We start from the raw sequence: 23443 nt of genomic DNA, 5'->3' as shown, positions 1-23443 counted from the left end.
TATCTAGCTTCAGGTTGAAGAAAAAATCTATTCTGGGTTATTTTCTTCAACCTTTTTCTTTTGTAAAGGATAATTAAATACCATTAAAAATGCAGATAGAGCAATATTATAAGTCACAATCTCTCTATCAGACTGATTCGTTTATAAATTCTAATGGGATCTCTAATTGTTTACTTTTCCTTCAAAATTGTTGTCACAAATAGGAAAGTGACGGGGTAATCTTTTAGTCATTGTTGCCTTTTGAACTTCCCTATTTTTAAAACGAAGGACAGAAAAATTTAGTTATAATAACAAGCTTTTTAATGGGGAGATGAGCCCTAAGGATTAGTAAAAGGAGAGAAGAAATTTTTAGCAGCTACTAAATTTTTATTAAAGACAATGATTCTTACCTAAGAATAATTACTCTCTATTTGTTGGCTATAGTTGGTATTTCTGTTTTTATAATGCCTATAAAAAGGGTTGTTTTAGGGGGTAGCTCAATAAGGTAGGGCAGGGTCAGAAATTTAGATGCATCTGTGGGTCGGACTTTGTCTAGTTATTATCTTGAAATTTGCTGTTTATTAGCTAAGTAAAGGAAGTAAGCTTACAAGGCATTAGAGTAACTTAGCAAGAAATTTTATCGGGGATGTAGTAGAGCCATTTTATATTTTATGGTAGAATGGTAAGGACGAAATAAGGAGATAATAATAGTGGAACCTAAATATCAACGCATTTTAATTAAACTATCGGGTGAAGCATTGGCGGGTGAAAAAGGTGTCGGTATTGACATCCCAACGGTTCAGTCCATTGCTAAGGAAATTGCTGAAGTTCACATTTCAGGGGTACAGATTGCTCTTGTTATCGGTGGTGGTAATCTCTGGCGGGGAGAACCTGCTGCTGAAGCTGGAATGGACCGTGTGCAAGCAGACTACACTGGAATGCTTGGAACTGTTATGAATGCCCTAGTGATGGCTGATAGTCTTCAACATTACGGTGTTGATACGCGTGTTCAGACAGCTATTCCAATGCAAAATGTAGCTGAACCCTATATTCGCGGGCGTGCGTTACGTCACTTGGAGAAAAATCGGATCGTTGTTTTTGGTGCCGGTATTGGATCGCCTTATTTTTCAACCGATACAACAGCTGCCCTTCGTGCGGCTGAAATTGAGGCAGATGCTATTTTGATGGCTAAAAATGGTGTTGATGGTGTCTACAATGCTGATCCGAGAAAGGATGCCAATGCTGTTAAATTTGATGAATTGACCCACGGTGAAGTCATCAAGCGAGGGCTTAAAATTATGGATGCGACTGCGTCGACCCTATCTATGGATAACGATATTGATTTGGTTGTCTTTAATATGAACGAAACTGGCAATATTAAACGTGTTGTCTTTGGCGAACATATTGGCACAACGGTATCAAACAAGGTTTGTGATTAAGTTTTAGAAGAAAGAGAGTATTTATCATGGCAAATGCTATTATTGAAACTGCAAAAGAACGTTTTGCACAATCCCACCACTCATTGTCACGCGAGTACGCAAGTATTCGTGCAGGTCGTGCCAATGCTAGTCTTTTGGATCGTATCCAAGTTGAGTATTATGGTGCTCCAACCCCTTTGAATCAGCTTGCTTCTATCACAGTACCAGAGGCAAGAGTGCTTTTGATTTCACCATTTGACAAATCATCAATTAAAGATATTGAGCGCGCCATCAATGCTTCTGATTTAGGAATTACACCTGCTAACGATGGTTCTGTGATTCGTTTGGTTATTCCTGCCTTGACAGAAGAAACACGTAAAGAATTAGCCAAAGAAGTGAAAAAAGTTGGTGAGAATGCTAAGATTTCAATCCGTAACATCCGTCGTGATGCTATGGACGACGCTAAGAAACAAGAAAAAGCCAAAGAAATCACTGAAGATGAACTAAAAACATTGGAAAAAGACATTCAAAAAGCAACAGATGATGCCATCAAAGAAATTGATCACATGACGGCAGAAAAAGAAAAAGAATTGCTTTCAGTTTAATACTACTTGCAATGGCAAGACCACTATTCTATGGTAGAATAATAAAGATCAAGAAAGTAGGTGACAATTCCGAAAGCGTTTGTTTTTGACTTGTCCCTATTTTTTAAAAGAGAGAAAAAGATATGAATGAATTATTAGCAACAGTGGTTACTGGTTTGGTTAGAGAAGCAAACGATCACTTCTACTTTGTCCAAAAAGAAGGATTAATTTTTGCTTTGGCTAAAAAAGAAGGTGATCATCAGATTGGTGATATGGTAACAGGTTTTGTTTATACCGATATGAACCAAAAGCTTCGTCTGACGACCAAAGAAATTGTTTCGACAAAAACAAGTTATGGTTGGGGAGAAGTGACTGAGGTGCGCCGAGATCTGGGTGTTTTTGTAGATACAGGGATTCCAGATAAAGAAATTGCAGTTTCTTTGGATGTTTTGCCTGAGATGAAAGCGTTATGGCCTAAAAAAGGTGATAGGCTCTATATCAAATTAACCGTTGATAAAAAAGATCGTATCTGGGGACTTCCAGCAGAACCAGAAGTATTTCACAAGATGGCTGCTGCCGCTTATGACAATATGCAAAATCAAAATTGGCAAGCGATTGTTTACCGTTTAAAACTGACAGGGACGTTTGTTTATTTGCCTGAAAATAATATGTTAGGTTTTATTCACCCTAGTGAGCGTTATGCAGAGCCGCGTTTGGGACAAGTTTTGGATACTCGTGTTATTGGCTTTAGAGATGTTGATCGCACCCTTAACCTTTCACTTAAACCTCGTTCTTTTGAAATGTTAGAAAACGATGCTCAGATGATTCTAACGTATTTGGAAGCTAATGGTGGTTTCATGACCCTAAACGATAAGTCCGATCCAGATGACATCAAGGCAACTTTTGGTATTTCAAAAGGTCAATTCAAAAAAGCCTTGGGAGGTCTAATGAAAGCAAAACGAGTAAGGCAAGATTCTACAGGCACTGAATTAATCTGAAAATGGTTATAAATTAGTTAGTCTTATGAGAAAATATCAATGATAACTCCTAGAAGTGTTGTTTTGTCAATGTTTCTAGGAGTTTTTAGTTGTTCTTTGAAACGAAAATGTTGATGAAAGTTAGGCATAAAATCTAACGGTTAGGGTTTGGACTTTTTCTTTGATTTCATCTTGTTTAGAGTGAGGTGTTGATGACTGCTGTTATCTAGATTCAGTGTGAGAGACTGCCTTTTTCCCTTTATTGGTATTAACAGAGACTTCTAAAGATTGAATTTTTAATAAAATTGGTATATACTAATTAAGTTAATGTTTCCAGGAGATAATAAATGAAAATAAAAAAAGTATGGCTCATTTTAAGTGTTTGTATTTTAGTGAGCTTGTTATTAATACCGGTAAAAGCTGATGACAATACAACCTTGTTTCAACCTGAGGGGCAACAACGTTTATCTGGTGTGACTGTTAAGCCTTTTAGAGTTGGGGACCAAACGATTAATGTTAATGTAGAACCGTATGCTTATGTGTATGCTTCTATAACATCAAGTAATGATAATAAGGTTAAAAAACCAGGTAATCGAAATTATGAGGTTCCTTGCTCTGAATTAGAGAGACAAAGTAATTCTAACTCTAGTAGTTGTGAAGGGAAAAAGTGGACCGTCAGTGGTTATCGTGCAGATGGTGGTGGGAACGTTACCGTTCAGCTAGAGAAGCCACTGCAAGAAGGGGATTATATAACGCTATCTTTTGCAGATGATGGTAATATCCTTTTTGGGCAGCTCGTTTACATTAATGTGAAAACTGCTCAAGACAAGCAACGAAAAAAGGAAGAGCAAAGCTATGCTGAAAACTTGTTCAAGAGAGCTATTGAGAAAGAAATTGCTAAAACGTGGTATCAACGGCTTGAGGATAGTATCCAAGACAGTTGGTGGAATTTTACAGATTGGTTGATATAAACATTAGCTAAGTTTATTTCATGAAAGCAATAAAAGAAAGTATTCTTACCCCTCTTGTCAGCCAACCAGAGGGATTTTGTGGACAACTTTTAATAAATAAGTGATGTAGAGTATTTTTCTGTTCTTTAGTCTTAACAGTTTGTTTGATAAAAACAGTAGACTTGAGTAAATTCTTAAAATGGTTCTGATGTTTTTGTTCTGATTTCTCAGTAAAATATTAGGAAATTGTCTTAGAGACCATGCCATTGAGCCTTTTTCCTATTTTTGTTACAATGAGATCATTAATTTAAATTAAAAAAGGAAGAATGAATCATGGAAAGAGCGATTTTTGCAGGAGGGTGTTTCTGGTGCATGGTACAACCTTTTGAGGAACAAAAAGGGATTTTATCGGTTAGAAGTGGCTATACAGGTGGGCATGTTCCAAATCCCACCTATGAACAAGTTTGTTCAAAAACGACAGGTCATACAGAAGCAGTAGAGATTATTTTTAATCCGAAAGTGATAAGTTATCATGATTTGGTGGAGCTCTACTGGGCACAGACGGATCCAACCGATGCTTTTGGTCAGTTTGAGGACCGTGGCAATAACTACCGCCCAGTGATTTATTATGTAACTGAGGCTCAAAAGGAAATTGCAGAGCACTCAAAAGCTATTTTGCAAGCTTCAGGCCGCTTTGAACAGCCAATCGTGACAAGAATTGAACCGGCAGCGCCTTTTTACCTAGCTGAGGAGCGTCATCAAGGATTTTATAGGAAAAATCCACAACGTTATGCTCAAAGCAGCGCTATTCGTCATGATTTTTTGGAGGAAAATTGGCAATGAGAAAATCTTTTTATAGCTGGCTAATGACGCAGAGAAATCCGAAATCGTCTGAACCGGTGGCTATTTTAGCGGAACTCATTTTTGAGGACACAACTTTTCCAAAACATACGAATGACTTTGAAACCATTAGCCGATATTTAGAAGACCAAGCTAGCTTTTCTTTTAATTTAGGACAGTTTGACCAGATTTGGGAAGAGTATTTGGCACACTAACAACCATTTTTTAAATAGGGGAGTGACAAGCAAAAGTCATTATTACAAATTGACATCACTTTCTTTCAAAAGAATAACAGGCTATTTTTTGAAAGAAAATGTGCTATAATGTAAGGAAGAAAAGGAAAAGGGATGCTCAGCCGATGTTTAATAAAAAAAGCTTATTAGTCTCAACAGTTGCTTTATCAATGTTCCCTCTTGTAACAGCAGAAGCCCTAGAATGGGCACCTCGTTCAGTTTCTGAAATTAAAGCAGGTATTAGACTAGTTGACGATACACAAACTTATACTGTTAAATATGGAGATACTTTAAGTACAATTGCAGAAGCAATGGGAGTGGATGTGCATGTTTTAGGAAAGATTAATCACATTACCAATATAGATTTAATTTTCCCAGAGACGGTTATTACAGCTACTTATAATGATCAGAAAGAAGCAACATCACTAACTGTTGCGACACCATCTTCTGCACAAGATGGCACAAAGACAGCAAGTGCTGACTTGAAAACGAACCAAGTAACTTTTGATGAAAAAACGGTTACTGTTAATGATCTGTCAGCTGTGGATAGTCATGTTACTCAAGTGGCTCCAGCTAGAGAAACAACAAGTAGTGGTGGCTCAGCGCCAGCTGCTCAAATGGCTCAAGCAAACGTTCCTACTTTTAAATCAGTTCCTACAGAAACTATTTCTGAAACAGCTGAAGTAGAAGCTACTGTACCAGCTGTGGAAGCCTCAATGGAGTCACAAGTTAGACAAGAAACCATAGCTACTCCTGAAGCTGTTGTTGAGTCGACTACCGAACCGACTCCAGTCAGAGAGACGTCAGTTCAAGAAGTGGTGACACCGATGGAACCTACAAAAACGGATGCAACGACTATAGCAACTTCTAATGGCTTGTCTTACGCACCGAATCATGCCTATAACCCAATGAATGCTGGACTTCAACCACAAACAGCTAGTTTTAAGGAAGAAGTTGCATCTACCTTTGGTATTACATCATTTAGTGGGTATCGTCCAGGTGATCCAGGTGACCACGGTAAAGGTTTGGCGATTGACTTTATGGTTCATGAAAATTCAGTACTTGGTGACCAAGTGGCACAATATGCGATTGATCATATGGCAGAACGTGGTATTTCATATATTATCTGGAAACAAAGATTCTATGCACCGTTTCCAAGTATTTATGGACCTGCGAACACTTGGAATCCAATGCCAGATCGTGGTAGTGTCACAGAAAATCATTATGACCATGTTCACGTATCATTTAATGGCTAAGCCATACGCTTGAAATTATTTGTAATAGCTTCAGGTTGAAGAAAAAGTCTATTTTAGGCCCATTTTCTTCAATCTTTTTAAGTTTGTAGAGGATTTAGAATATGTTTAGGCGTGCGGAGTTGATACTGTTTTTGAAATCTCAGTCTAAGGAACCAAATGATTTTAATTAAAAGCATTTGCCCATTGATGACTCTAAATCGCACTTAGCTGTTCTTAATGATAATACCTAACCATAGTTTGTCTTTGATCAGGAGTATGACAGTCTTTAATGTGAGACAGCAAGTTTCTTTGCTATCAGAGGATTCAATAGGCTTTAGCTATTTTAGAATGGTTACACAACAGTTGACAAGGGCTGTCTTGTTGAGGGGCGTCAAAGGTTGTCAGATAAACGCAGTGGAATCTGTTTTAATCCCACATTGACGGCTAAAATTTGTTATAATAACATTAGTAAAGATTAAAAGAAAGAGGAACTCTATTTGCAGGAGTATTCTATTGAAATTACCTTAAATCATCCTGATGACGTTTTGGCACTTTTTGGGACAAATGAACGTCATCTAAAATTAATAGAAGATCATCTAGGTGTTATAATCCATGCTAGAACAGAAAGGGTTCAGATTATTAGTGATGATCAAGAAGCTGTTCGTTTGTCACGTTTAACCATTCAAGCACTTTTGGTGTTGGTTGGTCGTGGAATGGTTGTTAATACTTCAGATGTGGTAACGGCTCTTTCGATGGCTGAATCTGACAAGATTGATCAATTTGTTGCCCTTTATGAAGAAGAAATCATTAAAGATAATTACGGTAAACCCATTCGGGTCAAAACCTTAGGGCAAAAAACGTATGTTGATAGTATTAAGACGCATGATGTGGTATTTGGTGTTGGTCCTGCTGGAACAGGAAAAACGTTTCTTGCTGTTACTTTAGCGATAACAGCTCTCAAGCGGGGACAGATTAAGCGAATTATCTTAACGAGACCTGCTGTTGAAGCTGGCGAAAGCTTAGGATTTTTACCAGGAGATTTAAAAGAAAAGGTTGACCCTTATCTAAGACCAGTTTATGATGCCTTGTATCAAATTCTAGGTAAAGAACAGACCAGCCGTTTAATGGAACGTGAAATTATTGAAATTGCTCCCTTAGCTTACATGCGTGGTCGAACCTTGGAAGATGCTTTTGTGATTTTGGATGAAGCTCAAAACACCACTATTATGCAGATGAAAATGTTCTTAACCCGTTTGGGCTTTAATTCTAAAATGATTGTGAATGGTGACATTAGCCAAATTGATTTGCCACGTCACGTTAAGTCAGGTCTTATTGATGCCATGCAAAAATTGCGTACAATCAAACAAATCGATTTTGTTTATTTCTCTGCCAAGGATGTTGTTCGTCATCCTGTCGTTGCAGATATTATTAAGGCTTACGAGACTGACTCAGATGCAGCTACCAATTTTGCAAGTGCTTCACAGCAAGAGCAAAAAACATCAGGGTTAACAAGATATGATATTATTGGTGAAGTACCAAAAAATGATCATTTATAAGAAACTCTTCGCTTAGAAGAGTTTTTTGTCAAGGAGGTTTGGATGGATACGATAAAAAAAGCTATTATGGCTGATGATGACAATGATAAGTTCACCAAAAAGGGAATTGAGCCATTATTTGCGGCTCCTAAAACGGCCAGAATTATTATTGTTGGTCAGGCGCCAGGAATTGTGGCACAAGAAACAAGACTGTATTGGAATGATCGTAGCGGTGTTCGGTTGCGAGACTGGTTAGGAGTGGATAATGAGACCTTTTACCACTCAGGCTTGTTTGGTATTATTCCGATGGATTTTTATTATCCAGGCAAGGGCAAGTCAGGTGATTTACCTCCAAGGAAAGGGTTTGCAGCTAAATGGCACGAGCCCTTAAGAAAAGTAATGCCAGAGGTTGAATTGACGATTTTAGTTGGTCGTTACGCTCAAGAATTTTACCTTGGCAAAGCCTGCCATAGTAACTTGACACAGACCGTTCAACATTTTAAAGATTATCTGCCCAATTATTTCCCTTTGGTTCATCCTTCTCCAAGAAATCACTTATGGTTAACCCAAAATCCTTGGTTTGAAGAAGAGTTATTGCCTGTTTTGCAACAACGGGTAGCTATGATTTTAACGAAATAACGTTAAATAAGGTAAGTGGCAGCTATCTAGATTTGACTGTTATTCCCATTTTGATTGGGCTTATGGTATAATGAATAAATAAACTATCAAATGATTATTGAAAGGATAGGGGATTTTCTTGTATTAACAGAAAATAGTTGATTTGAATCACATGAAAATGTCGTTGACTTCCTCCCTAATAACTGACTTTATGTATATCGAGATGATTGACGAAACGGGACAAGTTTCGCAAGAGATTATGGATCAGACGCTTGATTTGCTCAATTTTGCTGCTAAAAGAACTGGCAAAGAAGAAAAAGAAATGTCGGTTACCTTTGTAACTAATGACAAAAGTCATGAATTGAATTTAGAATATCGTGGTATTGATCGTCCAACAGATGTGATTTCCTTAGAATACAAACCAGAGACTCCCGTCTTGTTCAATCAGGAAGATTTGGAGACAGACCCTAGCTTAGTTGATATGATGGCAGAATTTGATTCTTATATTGGTGAGTTGTTTATTTCTATTGACAAGGCGCATGAGCAAGCTCAAGAATATGGGCATTCTTTCGAGCGTGAAATGGGTTTTCTAGTTGTTCATGGCTTTTTACACATTAACGGCTATGATCACTATACCTCTGAAGAAGAAAAAGAAATGTTCACATTACAAGAAGAGATTTTAACTGCTTATGGTCTTACACGATAATAACACCAGCAAACGGAAATGGAAAAATAGAACCATTACGTCAAGTTTAGAGTTCGCCCTAACAGGTATTTTCACGGCCTTTAAAGAAGAGCGTAATTTAAGAAGTCACCTGTTTTCGGCTATTTTGGTATGTTTAGCTGGTTTGGTTTTTAGCATTTCAGCGGTGGAATGGTTATTTTTACTTCTCGCTATTTTTTTGGTCATTACTTTAGAAATTGTCAACTCAGCTATTGAGAATGTGGTCGACTTGGCTAGTGATTATCACTTTTCTATGTTGGCGAAAAATGCTAAAGATATGGCAGCTGGTGCAGTGCTAATGATTTCAGGTTATGCTGTTTTGACAGGTATGATTATTTTTATTCCAAAGATTTGGAATATCTTGTTTCACTAAAAAAGAAAGGAATGGGTCTCTTGTATTTAACTTAATACAGGTGAACAGCTAATCTTAGACCAGGTGTCCAATGTTGTTTAAAACGATGGTCTAAGAGATATTTTGCTACCCTCAATATCTTATGTTTAAATCAGGCTTTGTAGCCATTCTCGGTCGCCCAAATGTTGGAAAATCAACATTTTTAAATTATGTCATGGGGCAAAAGATTGCCATCATGAGCGATAAAGCGCAGACCACTCGTAATAAAATTATGGGTATTTACACCACAGAAACAGAACAAATTGTCTTTATTGACACGCCGGGGATTCATAAACCTAAAACAGCTTTAGGTGATTTTATGGTAGAATCAGCGTACAGCACGCTTCGTGAAGTTGAAACGGTCCTTTTTATGGTACCTGCTGACGAAAAACGTGGTAAGGGTGATGATATGATTATTGAACGCCTTAAAGCTGCTAAAATTCCTGTTATCTTGGTCATCAATAAAATTGACAAAGTTCATCCGGACCAACTCTTAGAGCAAATTGACGATTTTAGAAGTCAAATGGACTTTAAAGAGGTTGTTCCAATTTCAGCTCTTCAAGGTAACAATGTATCAACGCTCATTTCACTCTTAACGGATAATTTAGAAGAAGGCTTCCAGTATTTCCCAGAAGATCAAATTACAGACCACCCAGAGCGTTTCCTAGTCTCAGAAATGATTCGTGAAAAAGTGCTTCATCTTACCCAACAGGAAGTTCCGCATTCGGTAGCTGTTGTGGTAGAATCAATGAAACGCGATGCGGAAACGGACAAGGTTCACATCCGAGCAACCATTATGGTTGAACGTGACAGTCAAAAAGGGATTATTATCGGAAAACAAGGGGCGATGCTTAAGAAAATTGGGAAGATGGCTCGACGTGATATTGAACTTATGCTAGGAGATAAAGTCTATCTTGAAACGTGGGTTAAAGTCAAAAAGAATTGGCGTGACAAAAAACTTGATCTAGCTGACTTTGGCTATAACCCAAAAGAGTATTAAGAGGGAGCAAACTAAAAATTCTTGAAAGGTTTCTGACGAGTTTATCGGTAGAGTGTTGAAGCTATGGAAGGCTCTCTACTTTATTTTTAAATCAGACGGTTAGAAATAGGGACTTTTTAATCAAGAGGTTAATTCTTAGTGGATTAATCTTTTTTAATTAAGAAAATAGGCACTGATTGAATTGAAAGGACATACATGACATTAGATTATATTTCCTACATACGCTCAAAAGTTGGACATGATAAAGTAATTTTAAACTTTGCAGGCGGTATTTTAAGAAATGATGATGGCAAAGTGCTTATGCAGTTGCGTGGCGATAAAAAAACTTGGGCTATTCCGGGTGGGGCGATGGAATTAGGAGAATCTTCTCTGGCTACTTGCAAGCGTGAGTTTTTAGAAGAAACAGGAATTGAGGTAGAAGCAACTCGCTTACTTAATGTTTACACCAATTTTGAGGAAGTTTATCCTAATGGTGATGCTGTTCAGACCATCGTTTTTCTTTATGAGGTAAAGGCTATCTCTGAAGTTAGTATAGCTAACTTTCACAATGAAGAGACGCTGAAATTGAAATTCTTTTCACAAAGAGAGGTCCTAGAACGAGGGTCTGTTTCAGCTAAGCATCGTTTGATGTTAAAGGAATATTTTAAAGATGATTTTGCGATTGGTCACTAGTAGATAAAAAGGCATGTTGGTAACAATCGCAAGTTGGGATTAGTCGTTTATTGTATCGGATCCTTTTCAATGTGGATACAGTGGTTTTAGGTTGAATAGAAAGATTTCCTGTTTAACTATAGAAAAGCTATGACGAGACCAGTCATCAAGGTAACGACTGTTGCTAGTGTCTTTTGGTATTTTTAATGATAATTTATCTTATATTGTAAAAGGAAAGATTTTCAACAAGAAAATAACGTTTTCTGCATTTTAAGGTTCAGATATTTCAAAGCGACCGATGGTTTTTAGATTTTTGACTAGTGAGAAAAATGTAAAATGAACCGTTTTCATCTGTGCGATAATTCGGAAATAACCGTTTTTTGTGTCTGTCATGTAGACTAGCCTTAAGTGTTCTCATCATTTTTGGAATCGTGTTATAATAAGGTAAGTGTATAATGTAGTCTCTTGTCTAACAGCTTAATGAGAACATTATGAATGTATGAATCAAAATCGTATCAATATTTAGCGAAATGAAGAATAAAAGTGTCATTATTCCAGTAGAAAGGATGAGTGCTAGGTCTTGGGGCATCAAGCTGAAAACTAATTTTAGGCTAAACATTTGATGGTTCTGGGATTTAGGCACTTTTAATAGGTTATTGTAATGCCAGAATTACCTGAAGTCGAAACTGTTCGTCGTGGTTTAGAAAAATTAGTGGTTGGTAAGAGGATTGCCACGGTAAGGATTGCTGTGCCAAAGATGATTAAAACGGGAGCAGATCGTTTTTCATTGGCACTGGCTGATCAGGAAATATATGGTGTTGGTCGTCGTGGTAAATATTTGCTTTTTGATTTCGATCAACGGGTTATGATTTCGCATTTGCGTATGGAAGGTAAGTATTTGCTTTTTCCAAAAACCGTGCCTCATAATAAACATTTTCATGTTTTCTTTGATTTAAAGGATGGATCAACCTTGGTTTATCAGGATGTTCGCAAATTTGGAACTTTTGATCTTGTTTCTAAGTCGCAATTAGATGTTTTTTTCAGTCAGAAGAAGCTTGGTCCAGAACCAACACAGAAAGATTTCAAACTGGCTCCTTTTGAAAGGGCTCTACAGTGTTCCCAAAAAACGATTAAGCCATATCTTTTAGATCAGACCTTAGTGGCTGGTCTTGGGAATATTTATGTTGATGAAGTGTTGTGGGCAGCTAAGGTTCATCCAGAATGTCGGTCATCTGATTTAAGTAAAGCTCAAATCAAGCGACTGCATGATGAAACCATTCGAATTTTACAATTAGCTATTGTCAAAGGTGGGTCTACTGTTCGCACTTATCATAATGTTTTGGGAGCCGATGGCACTATGCAACATTATTTGATAGTTTATGGGCAGACGGGAAAGCCTTGCCCTCGCTGTGGGACTCCTATTCAAAAAATAAAGGTTGGTGGAAGGGGGACACATTTTTGTCCTAAGTGTCAAAAAAGATGACTCAAATTATAGGAATCACCGGAGGCATTGCTTCTGGAAAATCAACAGTGGTCGGTTTTATTCGAGAAGCTGGTTATGAAGTTATTGATGCTGACCAAGTTGTCCGTGACTTACAAGAAAAAGGGGGCAGGTTATACCATGTTCTTCTAGAAACTTTTGGTCATGGGATTTTAAAGGCGAGTGGTGATTTAGACAGGAAAAAATTGTCGGATCTAATTTTTTCAAATCCTGATCATATGGTAAAATCCTCTCAAGTTCAAAACCAGATTATTAAAGAAGAGTTGGCGATCAGGCGTGACTGCGTATCGAAAAGTCACTCTGTCTTTTTTATGGATATTCCTCTTTTAATTGAACTTGGTTATCAAAACTGGTTTGATGCCATTTGGCTCGTCTGTACTGATGAGAAAAAGCAATTAAGCCGTTTAATGACTCGTGATCAACTGTCATTAAAAGAAGCCAAGCAGCGTACAGCCAGCCAGTTACCAATGATAGAAAAGAAGTCTTATGCTCATTTGATAATTAATAATAATGGTAATTTAGAAAGCCTAAAAGAACATGTTCAACAGGCTTTGAGTAGTCTTGTTCGAGAAGGGGAGTAGTACAAAGAAATAGAGAGTCATTTCTAATGAAATAGTATTTAGTTTGAATATTAGAAATGTTCTATTGGAAAATCTTAAACTCAAACTAACCTTACTTGAAAAGGCATTGTAATGGTTTCGTGTTATTTTCAAGCCTTGATTTTTAGTGAGGATTATCTATATTGTTAGCTTTCTTTAATAGAAATGTGGTACAATAATCAAAGGTATGTATGTTGGAAAGAAGATGATGACTTATTAGTGACAAAGCGATAACAACGGTAAACTGGCAACAAAATCTAAAAGTAGCTTGGCTCGGTAACTTTTTTACTGGGGCAAGCTTTTCACTTGTCATGCCTTTCATGGTCCTCTATGTAGAGGAGTTGGGAGCTCCAAAAACCTTAGTGGAATGGTATGCAGGCTTGTCAGTTGCCATTACTGCTCTAGCTTCGGCAGCCTTTGCTCCTGTTTGGGGGAAATTAGCCGATCGTTATGGTCGAAAGCCGATGATGTTACGAGCAGGTTTTGTCATGACCTTTACCATGGGAGGACTCGCATTTATTCCCAATGTATTCTGGCTGCTAATTTTAAGATTATTAACAGGAGTTTTTGCTGGTTACGTTCCCAATTCAACTGCTCTGATTGCTAGTCAAGTTCCACAAGAAAAATCAGGTTATGCTTTAGGAACACTGGCAACAGGAGTGACAGCAGGAGCTTTAATTGGTCCCCTTATTGGCGGAGTATTAGCTGAATTTTTAGGTATCCGTCAAGTGTTTCTGTTGGTGGGGGTTATTTTACTCATCTGTTCTTTAATGACTGTTTTTTATGTGAAAGAAGACTTTGAACCGATACAAGAGTCTCAAATGGTTCCCACAGAAGTGATTTTAAAACAGGTCAAAAGCCGTCAGATAATGCTTGGTTTATTTGTGACTAGTATGATTATTCAGATTTCTGCCCAATCGGTGGCTCCTATTTTGTCTTTGTATATTCGTCATCTTGGGCAAACAGAGAATCTGATGTTTGTCTCAGGTCTGGTGGTTTCAGCCATGGGTTTCTCCAGTTTATTGAGCAGTTCTTATCTAGGGAAACTAGGAGATCACTTTGGGAATCATCGCTTGCTTCTGGTGGCTTTGTTTTATAGTTTTGTCATGTATTTCATGAGTGCTCTTGCTCAAACCAGTGTCCAGTTAGGATTATTAAGGTTTGCCTATGGTTTTGGGGTAGGAGCTTTGATGCCGAGTATTAATTCTTTGCTAACAAAGATTACTCCAAAAGAAGGGATTTCTAGAATATTTTCTTATAATCAAATGTTTAGTCATATTGGTCAGGTGATTGGTCCTTTTATTGGTTCCAATGTGGCAGTTTTTCTGGGGTATCGTTCGGTTTTTTATGTGACTAGTTTGATTGTCTTTGTTAATTTGGTATGGAGTTTGATTCTATTTAAAAAATACATCAAGGTTAAGGATATTGTGTGAGAGTAAAAATTAATTTAGAATGTAGCCAGTGTGGCAGTAAGAATTATTTGACCAGTAAAAATAAAAGCAGTCATCCGGAAAAAATCAAAGTTCCTAAGTACTGCCCGAAAGAGAGAAAAGTGACCCTACATGTTGAATCTTGATATGATTTATGTTAGAATGGTCAAGACAATAGTGGAGGAAATAACATGTACAACTTACTACTGACAGTATTGCTAGTATTATCGGTATTGCTTGTGATTGCTATCTTTATGCAACCTCAAAAAAATCCAAGTAGCAATGTTTTTGATAGCAGCGGTTCAGAAGCCTTGTTTGAACGTACAAAAGCTCGTGGTTTTGAAGCATTCATGCAACGGTTTACAGCAGTTCTAGTATTTTTCTGGCTAGCAATTGCGTTAGTGCTTGCCGTTTTATCAAGTAAATAAGGAGTGAGCTTGACAGAGTTAGTCTAGCTCATTTTTTTATCAGTAAATAGATGGCTAGAAACAGTTTAGTTTAATAGAAATTAGGTAAAATGAAAGAAAATATTATTGCTTATCTTAAAGAGCAGGGCAGATCAAACGTGAATGACTTGGCCTCAGCTTTAGAGATGGCTGGGGCAAAAAAGTTTCCTAGTCTTATAAAGACCATTTCGAAAATGGAAAGTCAAGGGATGCTACGTTTTTCAAGTGATGGTAGTTTAGCACTTAGAAAAGAACGTAAAAAGAAGAAAGAAGTAACCGTCCAAGGGGTTTTTCGTGCGAATAAAGCAGGTTTTGGTTTCTTATTTGTCGATGAAAGCGAAGACGATATGTTTATTGGTCGAAATGATGTCGGCTATGCTATTGATGGTGATACGGTTGAAGTGGTCATCAAAAAGCCAGCTGATCGTCTTAAAGGTACTGCGGCAGAAGCACGTGTTGTGGGGATTGTTGAGCATTCTCTAAAAACAGCAGTCGGTAAATTTGTTTTGGCTGATGACAAGCCAAACTATGCCGGCTATATTAAGTCTAAAAATCAAAAAATCCAACAGAAGATTTATATCAAAAAAGAACCTGTTCTTTTAGATGGTACTGAAATTATTAAAGTGGCTATTGAAAAATACCCAACCCGTGGTCATGATTATTTCGTAGGAAATGTTCGTGATATTGTTGGTCATCAAGGAGATGTTGGAATTGATGTCTTAGAAATCCTAGAATCTATGGACATTGTTTCAGAATTTCCAGAAGAAGTTTTGGCTGAGGCAAATGGGATTCCTGAAGTGCCAAGTGATAAGGATTTGATGGGTCGTGTTGACCTACGTAAAGAAACCACCTTTACTATTGATGGGGCAGATGCGAAAGATTTGGATGACGCTATCCATATCAAACCATTAGCCAATGGGAACTACGAACTTGGTGTGCATATTGCAGATGTGTCATATTATGTGACGGAAGGATCAGCACTAGATAAGGAAGCGGTTGCACGAGGAACTTCGGTTTATGTTACAGACCGAGTTGTTCCTATGTTGCCTGAGCGATTGTCAAATGGCATTTGTTCCTTAAATCCAAATGTTGATCGATTGACACAGTCAGCCCTTATGGAGATTGACCATCAAGGGCATGTGGTTCATTATCAAATCTGTCAATCAGTGATAAATACTACTTTCAGAATGACCTATAGTGCGGTTAATGACATGATTTCAGAGGACGAGGAAACGCTTCAGCAGTTTGCTCCAATTGCTGCCGATGTTAAGCTCATGGTTGAGTTGCATCGGATTTTGGAAAATATGCGCGTGAAACGTGGTGCCCTAAATTTTGACACGCAAGAAGCAAAGATTGTGGTTAATGATAAAGGCATGCCAGTAGATATTGTCCTTCGTCAGCGTGGCATTGCAGAGCGGATGATTGAGTCCTTTATGTTAGCCGCAAATGAGTGTGTCGCTGAACATTTTTCAAAAGCCAAGTTGCCTTTTATTTATCGCATTCACGAAGAACCCAAGGCAGAAAAATTACAAAAATTCATTGATTATGCGAATGTCTTTGGCATTCAAATTCAAGGAACTGCAAATAAGATTTCCCAAGAGGCTCTTCAAATCTTTATGGCAAAAGTGCAAGGGCAACCAGGCGCAGAAGTGCTCAATATGATGCTTTTACGTTCCATGCAGCAGGCACGATATTCTGAACATAATCATGGGCATTATGGTCTAGCAGCAAGTGATTATACCCACTTTACGAGTCCCATTCGTCGTTACCCAGATTTATTGGTCCATCGCATGATTCGTGAGTATCAAAAGCCAAGTCAGGAAAAAATAGACCATTTTGCTTGCATAATCCCAGAATTAGCAACTTCTTCTTCGCAATTAGAACGTTGCGCCATTGATGCTGAGCGGGTCGTAGAAGCCATGAAGAAAGCGGAATACATGGCAGAATATGTCGGAGAAAGTTTTGATGGTATTGTGACGAGCGTGGTGAAGTTTGGTCTGTTTGTGGCATTACCAAACACCATTGAAGGGCTGATTCACGTTACCAATTTCCCTGAGTATTGCCATTACAATGAGCGGAATTTGACTCTGCAAGGGGAAAAATCAGGTAAGGTCTTTAAGGTTGGTCAGTCTATCCGTGTCAAATTGATTAAGGCTGATAAGGAAACTGGCGACATTGATTTTGAATATTTACCAAGTGACTATGATGTGATTGAAAAAATGGCAAAAGGTGATAAGGTCAATTATCATCAAAAAGCGAAACCGACTGCTAACTTCACATCAAAGGGTAAGAGTGAAACCACTCATTCAAAATGCCAACCTAAACGAAAATCAAAAAAGCCTTTCTATAAGGGAACAGGCAAAAAGAAAAATTAAAAAAGGAGTTAAGCATGGCAAAAGGCGAAGGTAACTTACTAGCACAGAATAAAAAAGCTAGACATGACTATCATATCGTCGAAACGGTTGAAGCCGGACTTGTGTTAACCGGGACAGAAATCAAAAGCGTTCGAGCAGCTCGTATTCAACTCAAAGATGGTTTTGCTCAAATTAAAAACAATGAAGCTTGGTTGGTCAACGTTCATATTGCTTCCTTTGAACAGGGAAATATTTGGAACACCGATCCTGAGCGCACGCGTAAGTTATTGCTCAAAAAACGTGAGATTCAGCATCTGGCTAATGAACTTAAAGGAACTGGGATGACTTTAGTCCCTTTGAAAGTATATCTCAAGGATGGCTTTGCTAAGGTTTTGATTGGACTTGCCAAAGGGAAACACGATTATGATAAGCGTGAGTCCCTTAAGCGACGTGAGCAGGATCGAGATATTAAACGGGTAATGAAAAGCATTAATCACCGCTAGTATTGTCTTATCTCTTGTAAGTCATTTAGAAAACAGGACGAGATGATTTTGCGTTTGTTGAGATATCTAAGGTTGCTCACTAAGAAAGGGATAGAACAAGCCTATGAATGGCATCTTTGTCATTGGCATATTGAGAAAGGTGAAGCGATTAGGATGAAATACTTGATAAAGCAACAGCTGTGTATTTTTTTTCTTTAAACCGTTAAACGTTATTAGGATTCCCAAGTTATTTTAGGCTTAGTGATGCTAAAGGCATCAATTAGTAGTGACTTGGTCTATAGAAATCTAAAAAGGAGTAGGGTTTTCCCACTCCTTTTTAGATTGTTATTGTTTTTCTTTGATAATATAAACGGGTCTTTTTTTGGTTTCGAGGAAGATTTTTGAAATGTATTTTCCGATAATCCCCATGCAGAAAAGTTGAATTCCCCCCATAAAGAGAATAATGGAGACGGTGCTTGCCCAGCCAGAGACAGGATCTCCAAAGAGTAATTTTCGAATCACGATAAAAAAGATAGCAAGAATTGAAACTAAAAAGCTAAGGGTTCCCGTCCAAGTAGCGATAGTTAGAGGCATTTCAGAAAAATTGATAAAACCATCCAAAGAATAGTTGAAAAGGCTCCAAAAATTCCAACTACTTTTTCCATGTTGACGTTTGCGATTATCAAAGCTTATATAGGCTACGCGATAACCGACCCAAGAAAAAATGCCTTTTGAAAAACGATTAACTTCCCCTAGTTCGAGAATACTATCGACCACCTGTCTGGTCATCAATCGATAATCACGCACACCATCTACCATTTCCGTATCAGACACCCGCTTAACAAGGGCATAAAACAATCTTGAAAAAATAGAGCGAAGAATAGGTTCTCCTTGACGGTTTTGACGTCTGGTTGCCACCACATCATAGCCATCATTCAATTTGGTGTACATCAGAGGTAGCAGCTCAGGCGGATCTTGCAAATCCACATCCATAACAGTGATGTAATTGCCTTTTGCCTCTTCTAAGCCTGCCAATAAGCCAGCTTCTTTGCCAAAATGGCGTGAAAAAGACAGGTAGTGAACATTTGGGAAACGAGTAGCCAAGTCACGTAAAATAGGCAATGTTCGATCCTTGGAACCATCATCAATAAAAAGGTATTCAAATGCTAGTTGGCTTGTCATAGAGACTTCAAGTTGACGCATTTCTTCGAAATAAGGAAGGATGTTTTTTTCCTCATTGAAACAAGGAACAATTACAGATAGTAGTGTCATAGGCTTCTCTTTCAAACGGGTCTTTGGCAAATTGTAACACAATTCACTATTTAATGGAAACGAAAAAGTTAGTTACCTCTGAGGCACAGTGCTGCAAAACGGTGGGTTTATTTGAAAAATGAAATAACCTCTTGGCGAGGTTTTCGCAAATTTAACAGCAGATAGTTTGAACGTTTTATCAGATACTTTTCTTGGCATAATAATTTCCTCGTTTTCACTTGGTTTTGTGTCAACGATATTGTACTAAGTTCACCAATTGTTAGATTTTTTATCTCGAGGGAGCGGTCCATTTAGGAAAGAGTAATTTCAGTTATTGTGACAAGTTACCCTTCAAAATAAAGCAATTCTTTTGGCGTATGGGTAAAGACTTCAAAACCGTCTTTAGTGACGTGACCACAGTCTTCGATACGGACACCGACCTTGCCTGGGATGTAAATACCAGGTTCAACAGAGAAGCACATGCCTTCTTCAAGAATCAAGTCATTGCCAGCCATGATAGATGGAAATTCATGCACATCCATGCCGATACCGTGTCCTAAACGGTGGTTGAAATAGTCACCGTAGCCTGCTTTTTCGATGACTTGGCGAGCGGCATCATCAACTTGAGCTGCGGTAATGCCTGGCTTGATAACATCAAGAGCTGTTTGCTGTGCTTCTAAACAAAGGTTATAAATATCCATTTTGAATGGGTCTGGTTTTCCAACAGCGACAGTTCTTGTCATATCACTGGTGTAGCCCAAGGTTTCAACCCCTAAATCAAAGAGAAGTAGGGCATTATTTTCAATTTTATTGGTACCGGGAATACCATGCGGATTGGCAGCATTAGTACCTGTTAGGACCATGGTGTCAAAACTCATTTTATTAATGCCTTGTTTTTTCATTTCAAATTCAATTTGGGCAATGATGTCTGTTTCCGTAACTTTTAGTGAGATATTGTCAAAACCAACCCGGACTGCCTTGTCAGCGAATTGTCCTGCGATTTTCATTTTGTCAATTTCATCAGCTGATTTAATGAGACGCATCTCTTGGACATAAGGTGTTAAATTGTTAAATTGTCCTGAAAAGACACTTTGTAAGCCTTGGAATTTGCTGACATTTAAGTGATCGAATTCAGCATAAATGGTTTTAGCGGCGGTATTTGGTAAAATGGTTTTGATTTTTTTCCAAGGATTTTCAGAGTCAACATAGCCAAAAACTGGAAAGTCAACTACTTGGCTAGCTCTTGCCACTTCTAGAGCTGGTACAAAAAGAACCGGAGTCAAGTCATGGTAGACAAATAAGAAAAGCTGTCTTTCATGAGGATCACAGAAAAAACCTGTTAGGTAATTGATTGTAACGGGATCTGAAAAAATAGCCAACTCAGCTCCCTTTTGGTCAAGATACAAACGTATTTGGTCTAATTTTGTCATGGTAAAACCTTCTTTCTGCCTACTATTTTTCCAAAAAATGCTTAAAAAATCAAGCTTTGAGCCAACTTTTGAAAACTTTTTCAAAAATCACCCGTTAATACTTGAAAGTGGTTACAAATCATGCTAAAATATTTTTTGAAAGCGTAATTTTCAAATAGAAAGGAAGATAAAGAATGAATACAGATGATACTATCACGATTTATGATGTTGCTCGTGAAGCTGGTGTTTCTATGGCGACTGTCAGTCGTGTGGTTAATGGCAACAAAAACGTTAAGGAAAACACGCGTAAGAAAGTTTTAGAAGTCATTGATCGCCTAGATTATCGTCCCAATGCTGTTGCTCGTGGTCTTGCTAGCAAAAAAACAACGACTGTTGGTGTTGTTATCCCTAATATTGCAAATAGTTATTTTTCCATCTTAGCAAAAGGGATTGATGATATTGCAGCGATGTACAAATATAATATTGTCCTTGCCTCTAGTGATGAGGATGATGACAAGGAGGTAAACGTTGTCAATACCCTCTTTGCCAAACAGGTTGATGGCATTATTTTTATGGGGCATCACTTAACTGAAAAAATTCGTGCTGAATTTTCACGATCACGCACACCAATTGTTTTGGCAGGTACAGTGGATCTAGAGCATCAATTACCGAGTGTTAACATTGACTATAAAGCAGCGGTATCAAATGTTGTTGATATTTTGGCTGAGACCCATAAGAGTATTGCTTTTGTTTCAGGACCACTCATTGATGACATCAATGGTAAGGTGCGTTTGGTTGGTTATAAGGAAGGCTTGAAGAGCAACGAGCTTGATTTCAAAGAGGGGCTTGTTTTTGAAGCGAATTATTCTTATAAAGAAGGATTTGAGTTGGCACAACGTGTTATCAATTCAGGAGCAACGGCAGCTTACGTTGCAGAAGATGAGTTGGCAGCCGGACTTTTAAATGGTTTATTTGAAGCTGGCAAACGTGTGCCAGAAGACTTTGAAATTATCACGAGCAATGATTCACCGGTGGTTCAATATACACGTCCAAACTTGAGTTCAATCAGTCAACCGATCTATGATTTGGGGGCTGTGAGCATGCGTATGTTGACTAAAATCATGAATAAGGAAGAATTGGAAGAAAAAGAAATTCTTTTGAACCACGGTATCAAAAGACGTGGGACAACTAAGCAATAACACCTTATAATTTTCTAAAAAAAGATGCCTAGATAGTTTATGTAGTTACGGCTAGTCGTTTGAAATGGTTAGAATGTCTTGTTATGCTAAAAAATAAGTAGAGGCTTGGGAGATTTTCTCTCAGCCTCTTTTAGGAGAAAAGTAATGACAAATCAGCTAATAATGCAAGCCTTTGAATGGTATCTTCCTGCAGATGGTAATCACTGGAAGACATTAAAGGATCGTATTTTTCAATTACAAGAATTAGGGGTCAGTCAGGTATGGCTTCCCCCTGCTTTTAAAGGAACAGGGGTCAATGATGTCGGCTATGGTATCTACGATTTATTTGACTTGGGTGAATTTGATCAGAATGGTACGGTGATCACAAAATATGGAAGCAAGCAAGATTACCTAGACCTTATTGCGGCTTTAAAAGAGGTGGGTATTAAGCCTCTAGCGGATATTGTTCTTAATCATAAGGCGAATGGAGATCATAAAGAGCGTTTTTCTGTTATCAAGATGAATCCTAAAAATCGTCAGGAAGCTCTAACAGAACCTTATGATATTGAAGGTTGGACGGGGTTTGACTTTCCTGGGAGAAACGGTTGTTACAATGATTTTAAGTGGCATTGGTATCATTTTACCGGTCTTGATTATGATGCCAAGCACAATGAAACCGGTATTTACATGATTACAGGTGACAATAAAGGATGGGCTGATAATGACTTGATTGATGATGAAAATGGTAATTTTGATTATTTGATGTATAATGATTTAGATTTTAAGCATCCAGAAGTTATTCGGCATTTGAACGACTGGGCAAAATGGTTTATTGAAACAACAGGTATTGAAGGTTTCCGCTTAGATGCGGTTAAGCATATTGATTCTTATTTTATTCAAACTTTTGTCAATGATATTCGCACTAAGATCAAGTCAGACTTGGTTGTTTTTGGAGAATATTGGAAATCTGATCAGGAGTCTATGGAGGCTTATTTAGAAGCGACGAATGAACAATTTGCTTTGGTTGATGTTGGGCTTCACATGAATTTTTTCAATGCCAGTCACCAAGGTCGTGATTTTGACCTAACTAGTATTTTTGAGGGGAGTTTAGTGGCGATTAAGCCCGATTTTGCAGTGACCTTTGTTGAAAATCATGATACACAGCGAGGGCAAGCTCTGGAATCAACTGTTGAAGAGTGGTTCAAACCCTTGGCTTATGGTCTTATTCTGTTAAGGCAAGAAGGGAATCCCTGTCTTTTTTATGGGGATTATTATGGCATTTTCGGTGATTTTGCACAAGAAAGCTTCAAAGATGTTCTTGATAAAATGGCATTGCTTAGAAAGCATACGGTTTATGGTAAGCAAGTTGATTATTTTGATCATGCCAACTGTATTGCTTGGATGTGCTTAGGAGATGAGGAGCATCCTTATCCTCTTGCAGTTATCTTATCAAATGGAGATGAGGGGTGGAAACATGTGGAAGTTGGAAAAGCGTTTGCAGGACAAACTTTTGTGGACTACCTTGGACATTGCTTAGAAAAAGTGACGGTGACAGAAGATGGTTGGTTGGATGTCAAAGTAGAGGCTGCTTCTATTTCAGCATGGATTCCAGAAGGAATTGTGTTTTAAACCTTTAAAATCAGTCCTAGAACTGATTT

Annotated in this window: 25 protein-coding genes; 22 read left to right on the top strand and 3 right to left on the bottom strand. The window is 37.9% G+C overall.

Annotated features, from left to right (window positions below; translation table 11 throughout):
* Nucleotides 1–689 precede the first annotated feature (689 nt).
* The 13 genes from pyrH (at nt 690) to H346_RS0108820 (ending at nt 11156) form a co-directional block, all read left to right on the top strand.
* Entirely contained in the window at nt 690–1418 is a 729-nt protein-coding gene (gene pyrH / locus H346_RS0108880) for a UMP kinase (RefSeq protein ID WP_027970782.1), read from the top strand.
* Nucleotides 1419–1444: 26 nt separating this feature from the next.
* Nucleotides 1445–2002, top strand: coding sequence for a ribosome recycling factor (gene frr, locus H346_RS0108875; RefSeq protein WP_027970781.1), 558 nt, complete (start codon nt 1445–1447; stop codon nt 2000–2002).
* Nucleotides 2003–2124: 122 nt separating this feature from the next.
* Nucleotides 2125–2979, top strand: a complete 855-nt coding sequence (locus H346_RS0108870) for a CvfB family protein (RefSeq protein ID WP_027970780.1) — start codon at nt 2125–2127, stop codon at nt 2977–2979.
* Between the two features lie 326 nt (nt 2980–3305).
* Complete coding sequence (locus H346_RS0108865) at nt 3306–3929, top strand: hypothetical protein (protein ID WP_027970779.1); 624 nt, start codon at nt 3306–3308, stop codon at nt 3927–3929.
* 312 nt (nt 3930–4241) lie between these two features.
* Nucleotides 4242–4751 carry a peptide-methionine (S)-S-oxide reductase MsrA gene (msrA, locus tag H346_RS0108860; RefSeq protein ID WP_027970778.1) on the top strand — a complete coding sequence of 170 codons (510 nt, stop codon included), beginning with the start codon at nt 4242–4244 and terminating at the stop codon, nt 4749–4751.
* Nucleotides 4748–4963 (top strand): YozE family protein, encoded by a 216-nt coding sequence (locus H346_RS0108855; protein ID WP_027970777.1) that lies wholly within the window; start codon nt 4748–4750, stop codon nt 4961–4963. Before msrA ends, H346_RS0108855 begins: the two co-directional genes overlap by 4 nt.
* A gap of 143 nt (nt 4964–5106) precedes the next feature.
* The gene (locus H346_RS0108850; protein WP_027970776.1) at nt 5107–6237 is read left to right on the top strand and encodes a LysM peptidoglycan-binding domain-containing protein; all 1131 of its coding nucleotides are present in this window, start codon (nt 5107–5109) and stop codon (nt 6235–6237) included.
* Between the two features lie 476 nt (nt 6238–6713).
* Nucleotides 6714–7772: a PhoH family protein gene (locus H346_RS0108845; protein ID WP_027970775.1), complete on the top strand. Its 1059-nt coding sequence runs from the start codon at nt 6714–6716 to the stop codon at nt 7770–7772.
* Nucleotides 7773–7814: 42 nt separating this feature from the next.
* Nucleotides 7815–8390, top strand: a complete 576-nt coding sequence (locus tag H346_RS0108840) for a uracil-DNA glycosylase family protein (protein WP_027970774.1) — start codon at nt 7815–7817, stop codon at nt 8388–8390.
* 190 nt (nt 8391–8580) lie between these two features.
* On the top strand, nt 8581–9075 hold the full coding sequence (ybeY, locus tag H346_RS0108835; protein ID WP_037562922.1) for an rRNA maturation RNase YbeY: 495 nt from the start codon (nt 8581–8583) through the stop codon (nt 9073–9075).
* Entirely contained in the window at nt 9059–9466 is a 408-nt protein-coding gene (locus tag H346_RS0108830; RefSeq protein ID WP_027970772.1) for a diacylglycerol kinase family protein, read from the top strand. Before ybeY ends, H346_RS0108830 begins: the two co-directional genes overlap by 17 nt.
* A gap of 121 nt (nt 9467–9587) precedes the next feature.
* Nucleotides 9588–10484 (top strand): GTPase Era, encoded by an 897-nt coding sequence (era, locus tag H346_RS0108825; protein WP_027970771.1) that lies wholly within the window; start codon nt 9588–9590, stop codon nt 10482–10484.
* A 195-nt stretch (nt 10485–10679) separates the two neighbouring features.
* Complete coding sequence (locus tag H346_RS0108820; protein ID WP_027970770.1) at nt 10680–11156, top strand: NUDIX hydrolase; 477 nt, start codon at nt 10680–10682, stop codon at nt 11154–11156.
* A gap of 249 nt (nt 11157–11405) precedes the next feature.
* On the opposite strand, the gene H346_RS10970 is transcribed toward H346_RS0108820, so the two are convergent.
* Nucleotides 11406–11528 carry a hypothetical protein gene (locus H346_RS10970; RefSeq protein WP_279614482.1) on the bottom strand — a complete coding sequence of 41 codons (123 nt, stop codon included), beginning with the start codon at nt 11526–11528 and terminating at the stop codon, nt 11406–11408.
* 268 nt (nt 11529–11796) lie between these two features.
* On the opposite strand from H346_RS10970, the gene mutM reads away from it, so the two are divergent.
* The 7 genes from mutM (at nt 11797) to smpB (ending at nt 17968) form a co-directional block, all read left to right on the top strand.
* Nucleotides 11797–12618, top strand: a complete 822-nt coding sequence (gene mutM, locus H346_RS0108815) for a DNA-formamidopyrimidine glycosylase (protein ID WP_027970769.1) — start codon at nt 11797–11799, stop codon at nt 12616–12618.
* Nucleotides 12615–13217 carry a dephospho-CoA kinase gene (coaE, locus tag H346_RS0108810; protein WP_037562920.1) on the top strand — a complete coding sequence of 201 codons (603 nt, stop codon included), beginning with the start codon at nt 12615–12617 and terminating at the stop codon, nt 13215–13217. Before mutM ends, coaE begins: the two co-directional genes overlap by 4 nt.
* Before the next feature lie 233 nt (nt 13218–13450).
* Entirely contained in the window at nt 13451–14668 is a 1218-nt protein-coding gene (locus H346_RS0108805) for a multidrug efflux MFS transporter (protein WP_482255536.1), read from the top strand.
* Complete coding sequence (rpmG, locus tag H346_RS10390) at nt 14665–14811, top strand: 50S ribosomal protein L33 (protein ID WP_083940777.1); 147 nt, start codon at nt 14665–14667, stop codon at nt 14809–14811. Before H346_RS0108805 ends, rpmG begins: the two co-directional genes overlap by 4 nt.
* A 45-nt stretch (nt 14812–14856) precedes the next feature.
* Nucleotides 14857–15093: a preprotein translocase subunit SecG gene (gene secG / locus H346_RS0108800; protein ID WP_027970766.1), complete on the top strand. Its 237-nt coding sequence runs from the start codon at nt 14857–14859 to the stop codon at nt 15091–15093.
* A gap of 89 nt (nt 15094–15182) precedes the next feature.
* Nucleotides 15183–17486 carry a ribonuclease R gene (gene rnr / locus H346_RS0108795; protein ID WP_027970765.1) on the top strand — a complete coding sequence of 768 codons (2304 nt, stop codon included), beginning with the start codon at nt 15183–15185 and terminating at the stop codon, nt 17484–17486.
* Nucleotides 17487–17500: 14 nt separating this feature from the next.
* A complete protein-coding gene (gene smpB / locus H346_RS0108790) occupies nt 17501–17968 on the top strand; it encodes an SsrA-binding protein SmpB (RefSeq protein WP_027970764.1) in 468 nt (155 codons plus the stop codon).
* A 324-nt stretch (nt 17969–18292) separates the two neighbouring features.
* Here smpB and H346_RS0108785 read toward each other — a convergent pair whose 3' ends face one another.
* Both H346_RS0108785 and H346_RS0108780 read right to left on the bottom strand, forming a co-directional pair.
* Nucleotides 18293–19219, bottom strand: a complete 927-nt coding sequence (locus H346_RS0108785) for a glycosyltransferase family 2 protein (protein ID WP_027970763.1) — start codon at nt 19217–19219, stop codon at nt 18293–18295.
* 323 nt (nt 19220–19542) lie between these two features.
* Nucleotides 19543–20628: a M24 family metallopeptidase gene (locus H346_RS0108780; protein ID WP_027970762.1), complete on the bottom strand. Its 1086-nt coding sequence runs from the start codon at nt 20626–20628 to the stop codon at nt 19543–19545.
* A gap of 173 nt (nt 20629–20801) precedes the next feature.
* Between H346_RS0108780 and ccpA the strand changes: the two genes are divergently transcribed.
* Both ccpA and H346_RS0108770 read left to right on the top strand, forming a co-directional pair.
* A complete protein-coding gene (gene ccpA, locus H346_RS0108775) occupies nt 20802–21806 on the top strand; it encodes a catabolite control protein A (protein WP_027970761.1) in 1005 nt (334 codons plus the stop codon).
* A 144-nt stretch (nt 21807–21950) separates the two neighbouring features.
* Nucleotides 21951–23414 carry an alpha-amylase gene (locus H346_RS0108770; protein ID WP_027970760.1) on the top strand — a complete coding sequence of 488 codons (1464 nt, stop codon included), beginning with the start codon at nt 21951–21953 and terminating at the stop codon, nt 23412–23414.
* Nucleotides 23415–23443: the final 29 nt, after the last annotated feature.

The organism is Streptococcus castoreus DSM 17536, from assembly GCF_000425025.1.
Lineage (GTDB): Bacteria > Bacillota > Bacilli > Lactobacillales > Streptococcaceae > Streptococcus > Streptococcus castoreus.
This window is presented reverse-complemented; position numbering and strand designations above follow the sequence as displayed.

Excerpts from the sequence above, each read along its gene's own strand:
- H346_RS0108870 (WP_027970780.1), top strand. The coding sequence starts at position 2,125 with ATGAATGAATTATTAGCAACAGTGGTTACTGGTTTGGTTAGAGAAGCA.
- H346_RS0108785 (WP_027970763.1), bottom strand. The coding sequence starts at position 19,219 with ATGACACTACTATCTGTAATTGTTCCTTGTTTCAATGAGGAAAAAAAC.
- rnr (WP_027970765.1), top strand. The coding sequence starts at position 15,183 with ATGAAAGAAAATATTATTGCTTATCTTAAAGAGCAGGGCAGATCAAAC.
- ccpA (WP_027970761.1), top strand. The coding sequence starts at position 20,802 with ATGAATACAGATGATACTATCACGATTTATGATGTTGCTCGTGAAGCT.
- H346_RS10970 (WP_279614482.1), bottom strand. The coding sequence starts at position 11,528 with ATGACAGACACAAAAAACGGTTATTTCCGAATTATCGCACAGATGAAA.
- H346_RS0108850 (WP_027970776.1), top strand. The coding sequence starts at position 5,107 with ATGTTTAATAAAAAAAGCTTATTAGTCTCAACAGTTGCTTTATCAATG.
- H346_RS0108820 (WP_027970770.1), top strand. The coding sequence starts at position 10,680 with ATGACATTAGATTATATTTCCTACATACGCTCAAAAGTTGGACATGAT.
- H346_RS0108830 (WP_027970772.1), top strand. The coding sequence starts at position 9,059 with ATGGTCTTACACGATAATAACACCAGCAAACGGAAATGGAAAAATAGA.
- H346_RS0108855 (WP_027970777.1), top strand. The coding sequence starts at position 4,748 with ATGAGAAAATCTTTTTATAGCTGGCTAATGACGCAGAGAAATCCGAAA.
- secG (WP_027970766.1), top strand. The coding sequence starts at position 14,857 with ATGTACAACTTACTACTGACAGTATTGCTAGTATTATCGGTATTGCTT.
- H346_RS0108780 (WP_027970762.1), bottom strand. The coding sequence starts at position 20,628 with ATGACAAAATTAGACCAAATACGTTTGTATCTTGACCAAAAGGGAGCT.
- frr (WP_027970781.1), top strand. The coding sequence starts at position 1,445 with ATGGCAAATGCTATTATTGAAACTGCAAAAGAACGTTTTGCACAATCC.
- H346_RS0108865 (WP_027970779.1), top strand. The coding sequence starts at position 3,306 with ATGAAAATAAAAAAAGTATGGCTCATTTTAAGTGTTTGTATTTTAGTG.
- smpB (WP_027970764.1), top strand. The coding sequence starts at position 17,501 with ATGGCAAAAGGCGAAGGTAACTTACTAGCACAGAATAAAAAAGCTAGA.
- coaE (WP_037562920.1), top strand. The coding sequence starts at position 12,615 with ATGACTCAAATTATAGGAATCACCGGAGGCATTGCTTCTGGAAAATCA.
- H346_RS0108770 (WP_027970760.1), top strand. The coding sequence starts at position 21,951 with ATGACAAATCAGCTAATAATGCAAGCCTTTGAATGGTATCTTCCTGCA.
- msrA (WP_027970778.1), top strand. The coding sequence starts at position 4,242 with ATGGAAAGAGCGATTTTTGCAGGAGGGTGTTTCTGGTGCATGGTACAA.
- H346_RS0108840 (WP_027970774.1), top strand. The coding sequence starts at position 7,815 with ATGGATACGATAAAAAAAGCTATTATGGCTGATGATGACAATGATAAG.
- ybeY (WP_037562922.1), top strand. The coding sequence starts at position 8,581 with ATGTATATCGAGATGATTGACGAAACGGGACAAGTTTCGCAAGAGATT.
- mutM (WP_027970769.1), top strand. The coding sequence starts at position 11,797 with ATGCCAGAATTACCTGAAGTCGAAACTGTTCGTCGTGGTTTAGAAAAA.
- era (WP_027970771.1), top strand. The coding sequence starts at position 9,588 with ATGTTTAAATCAGGCTTTGTAGCCATTCTCGGTCGCCCAAATGTTGGA.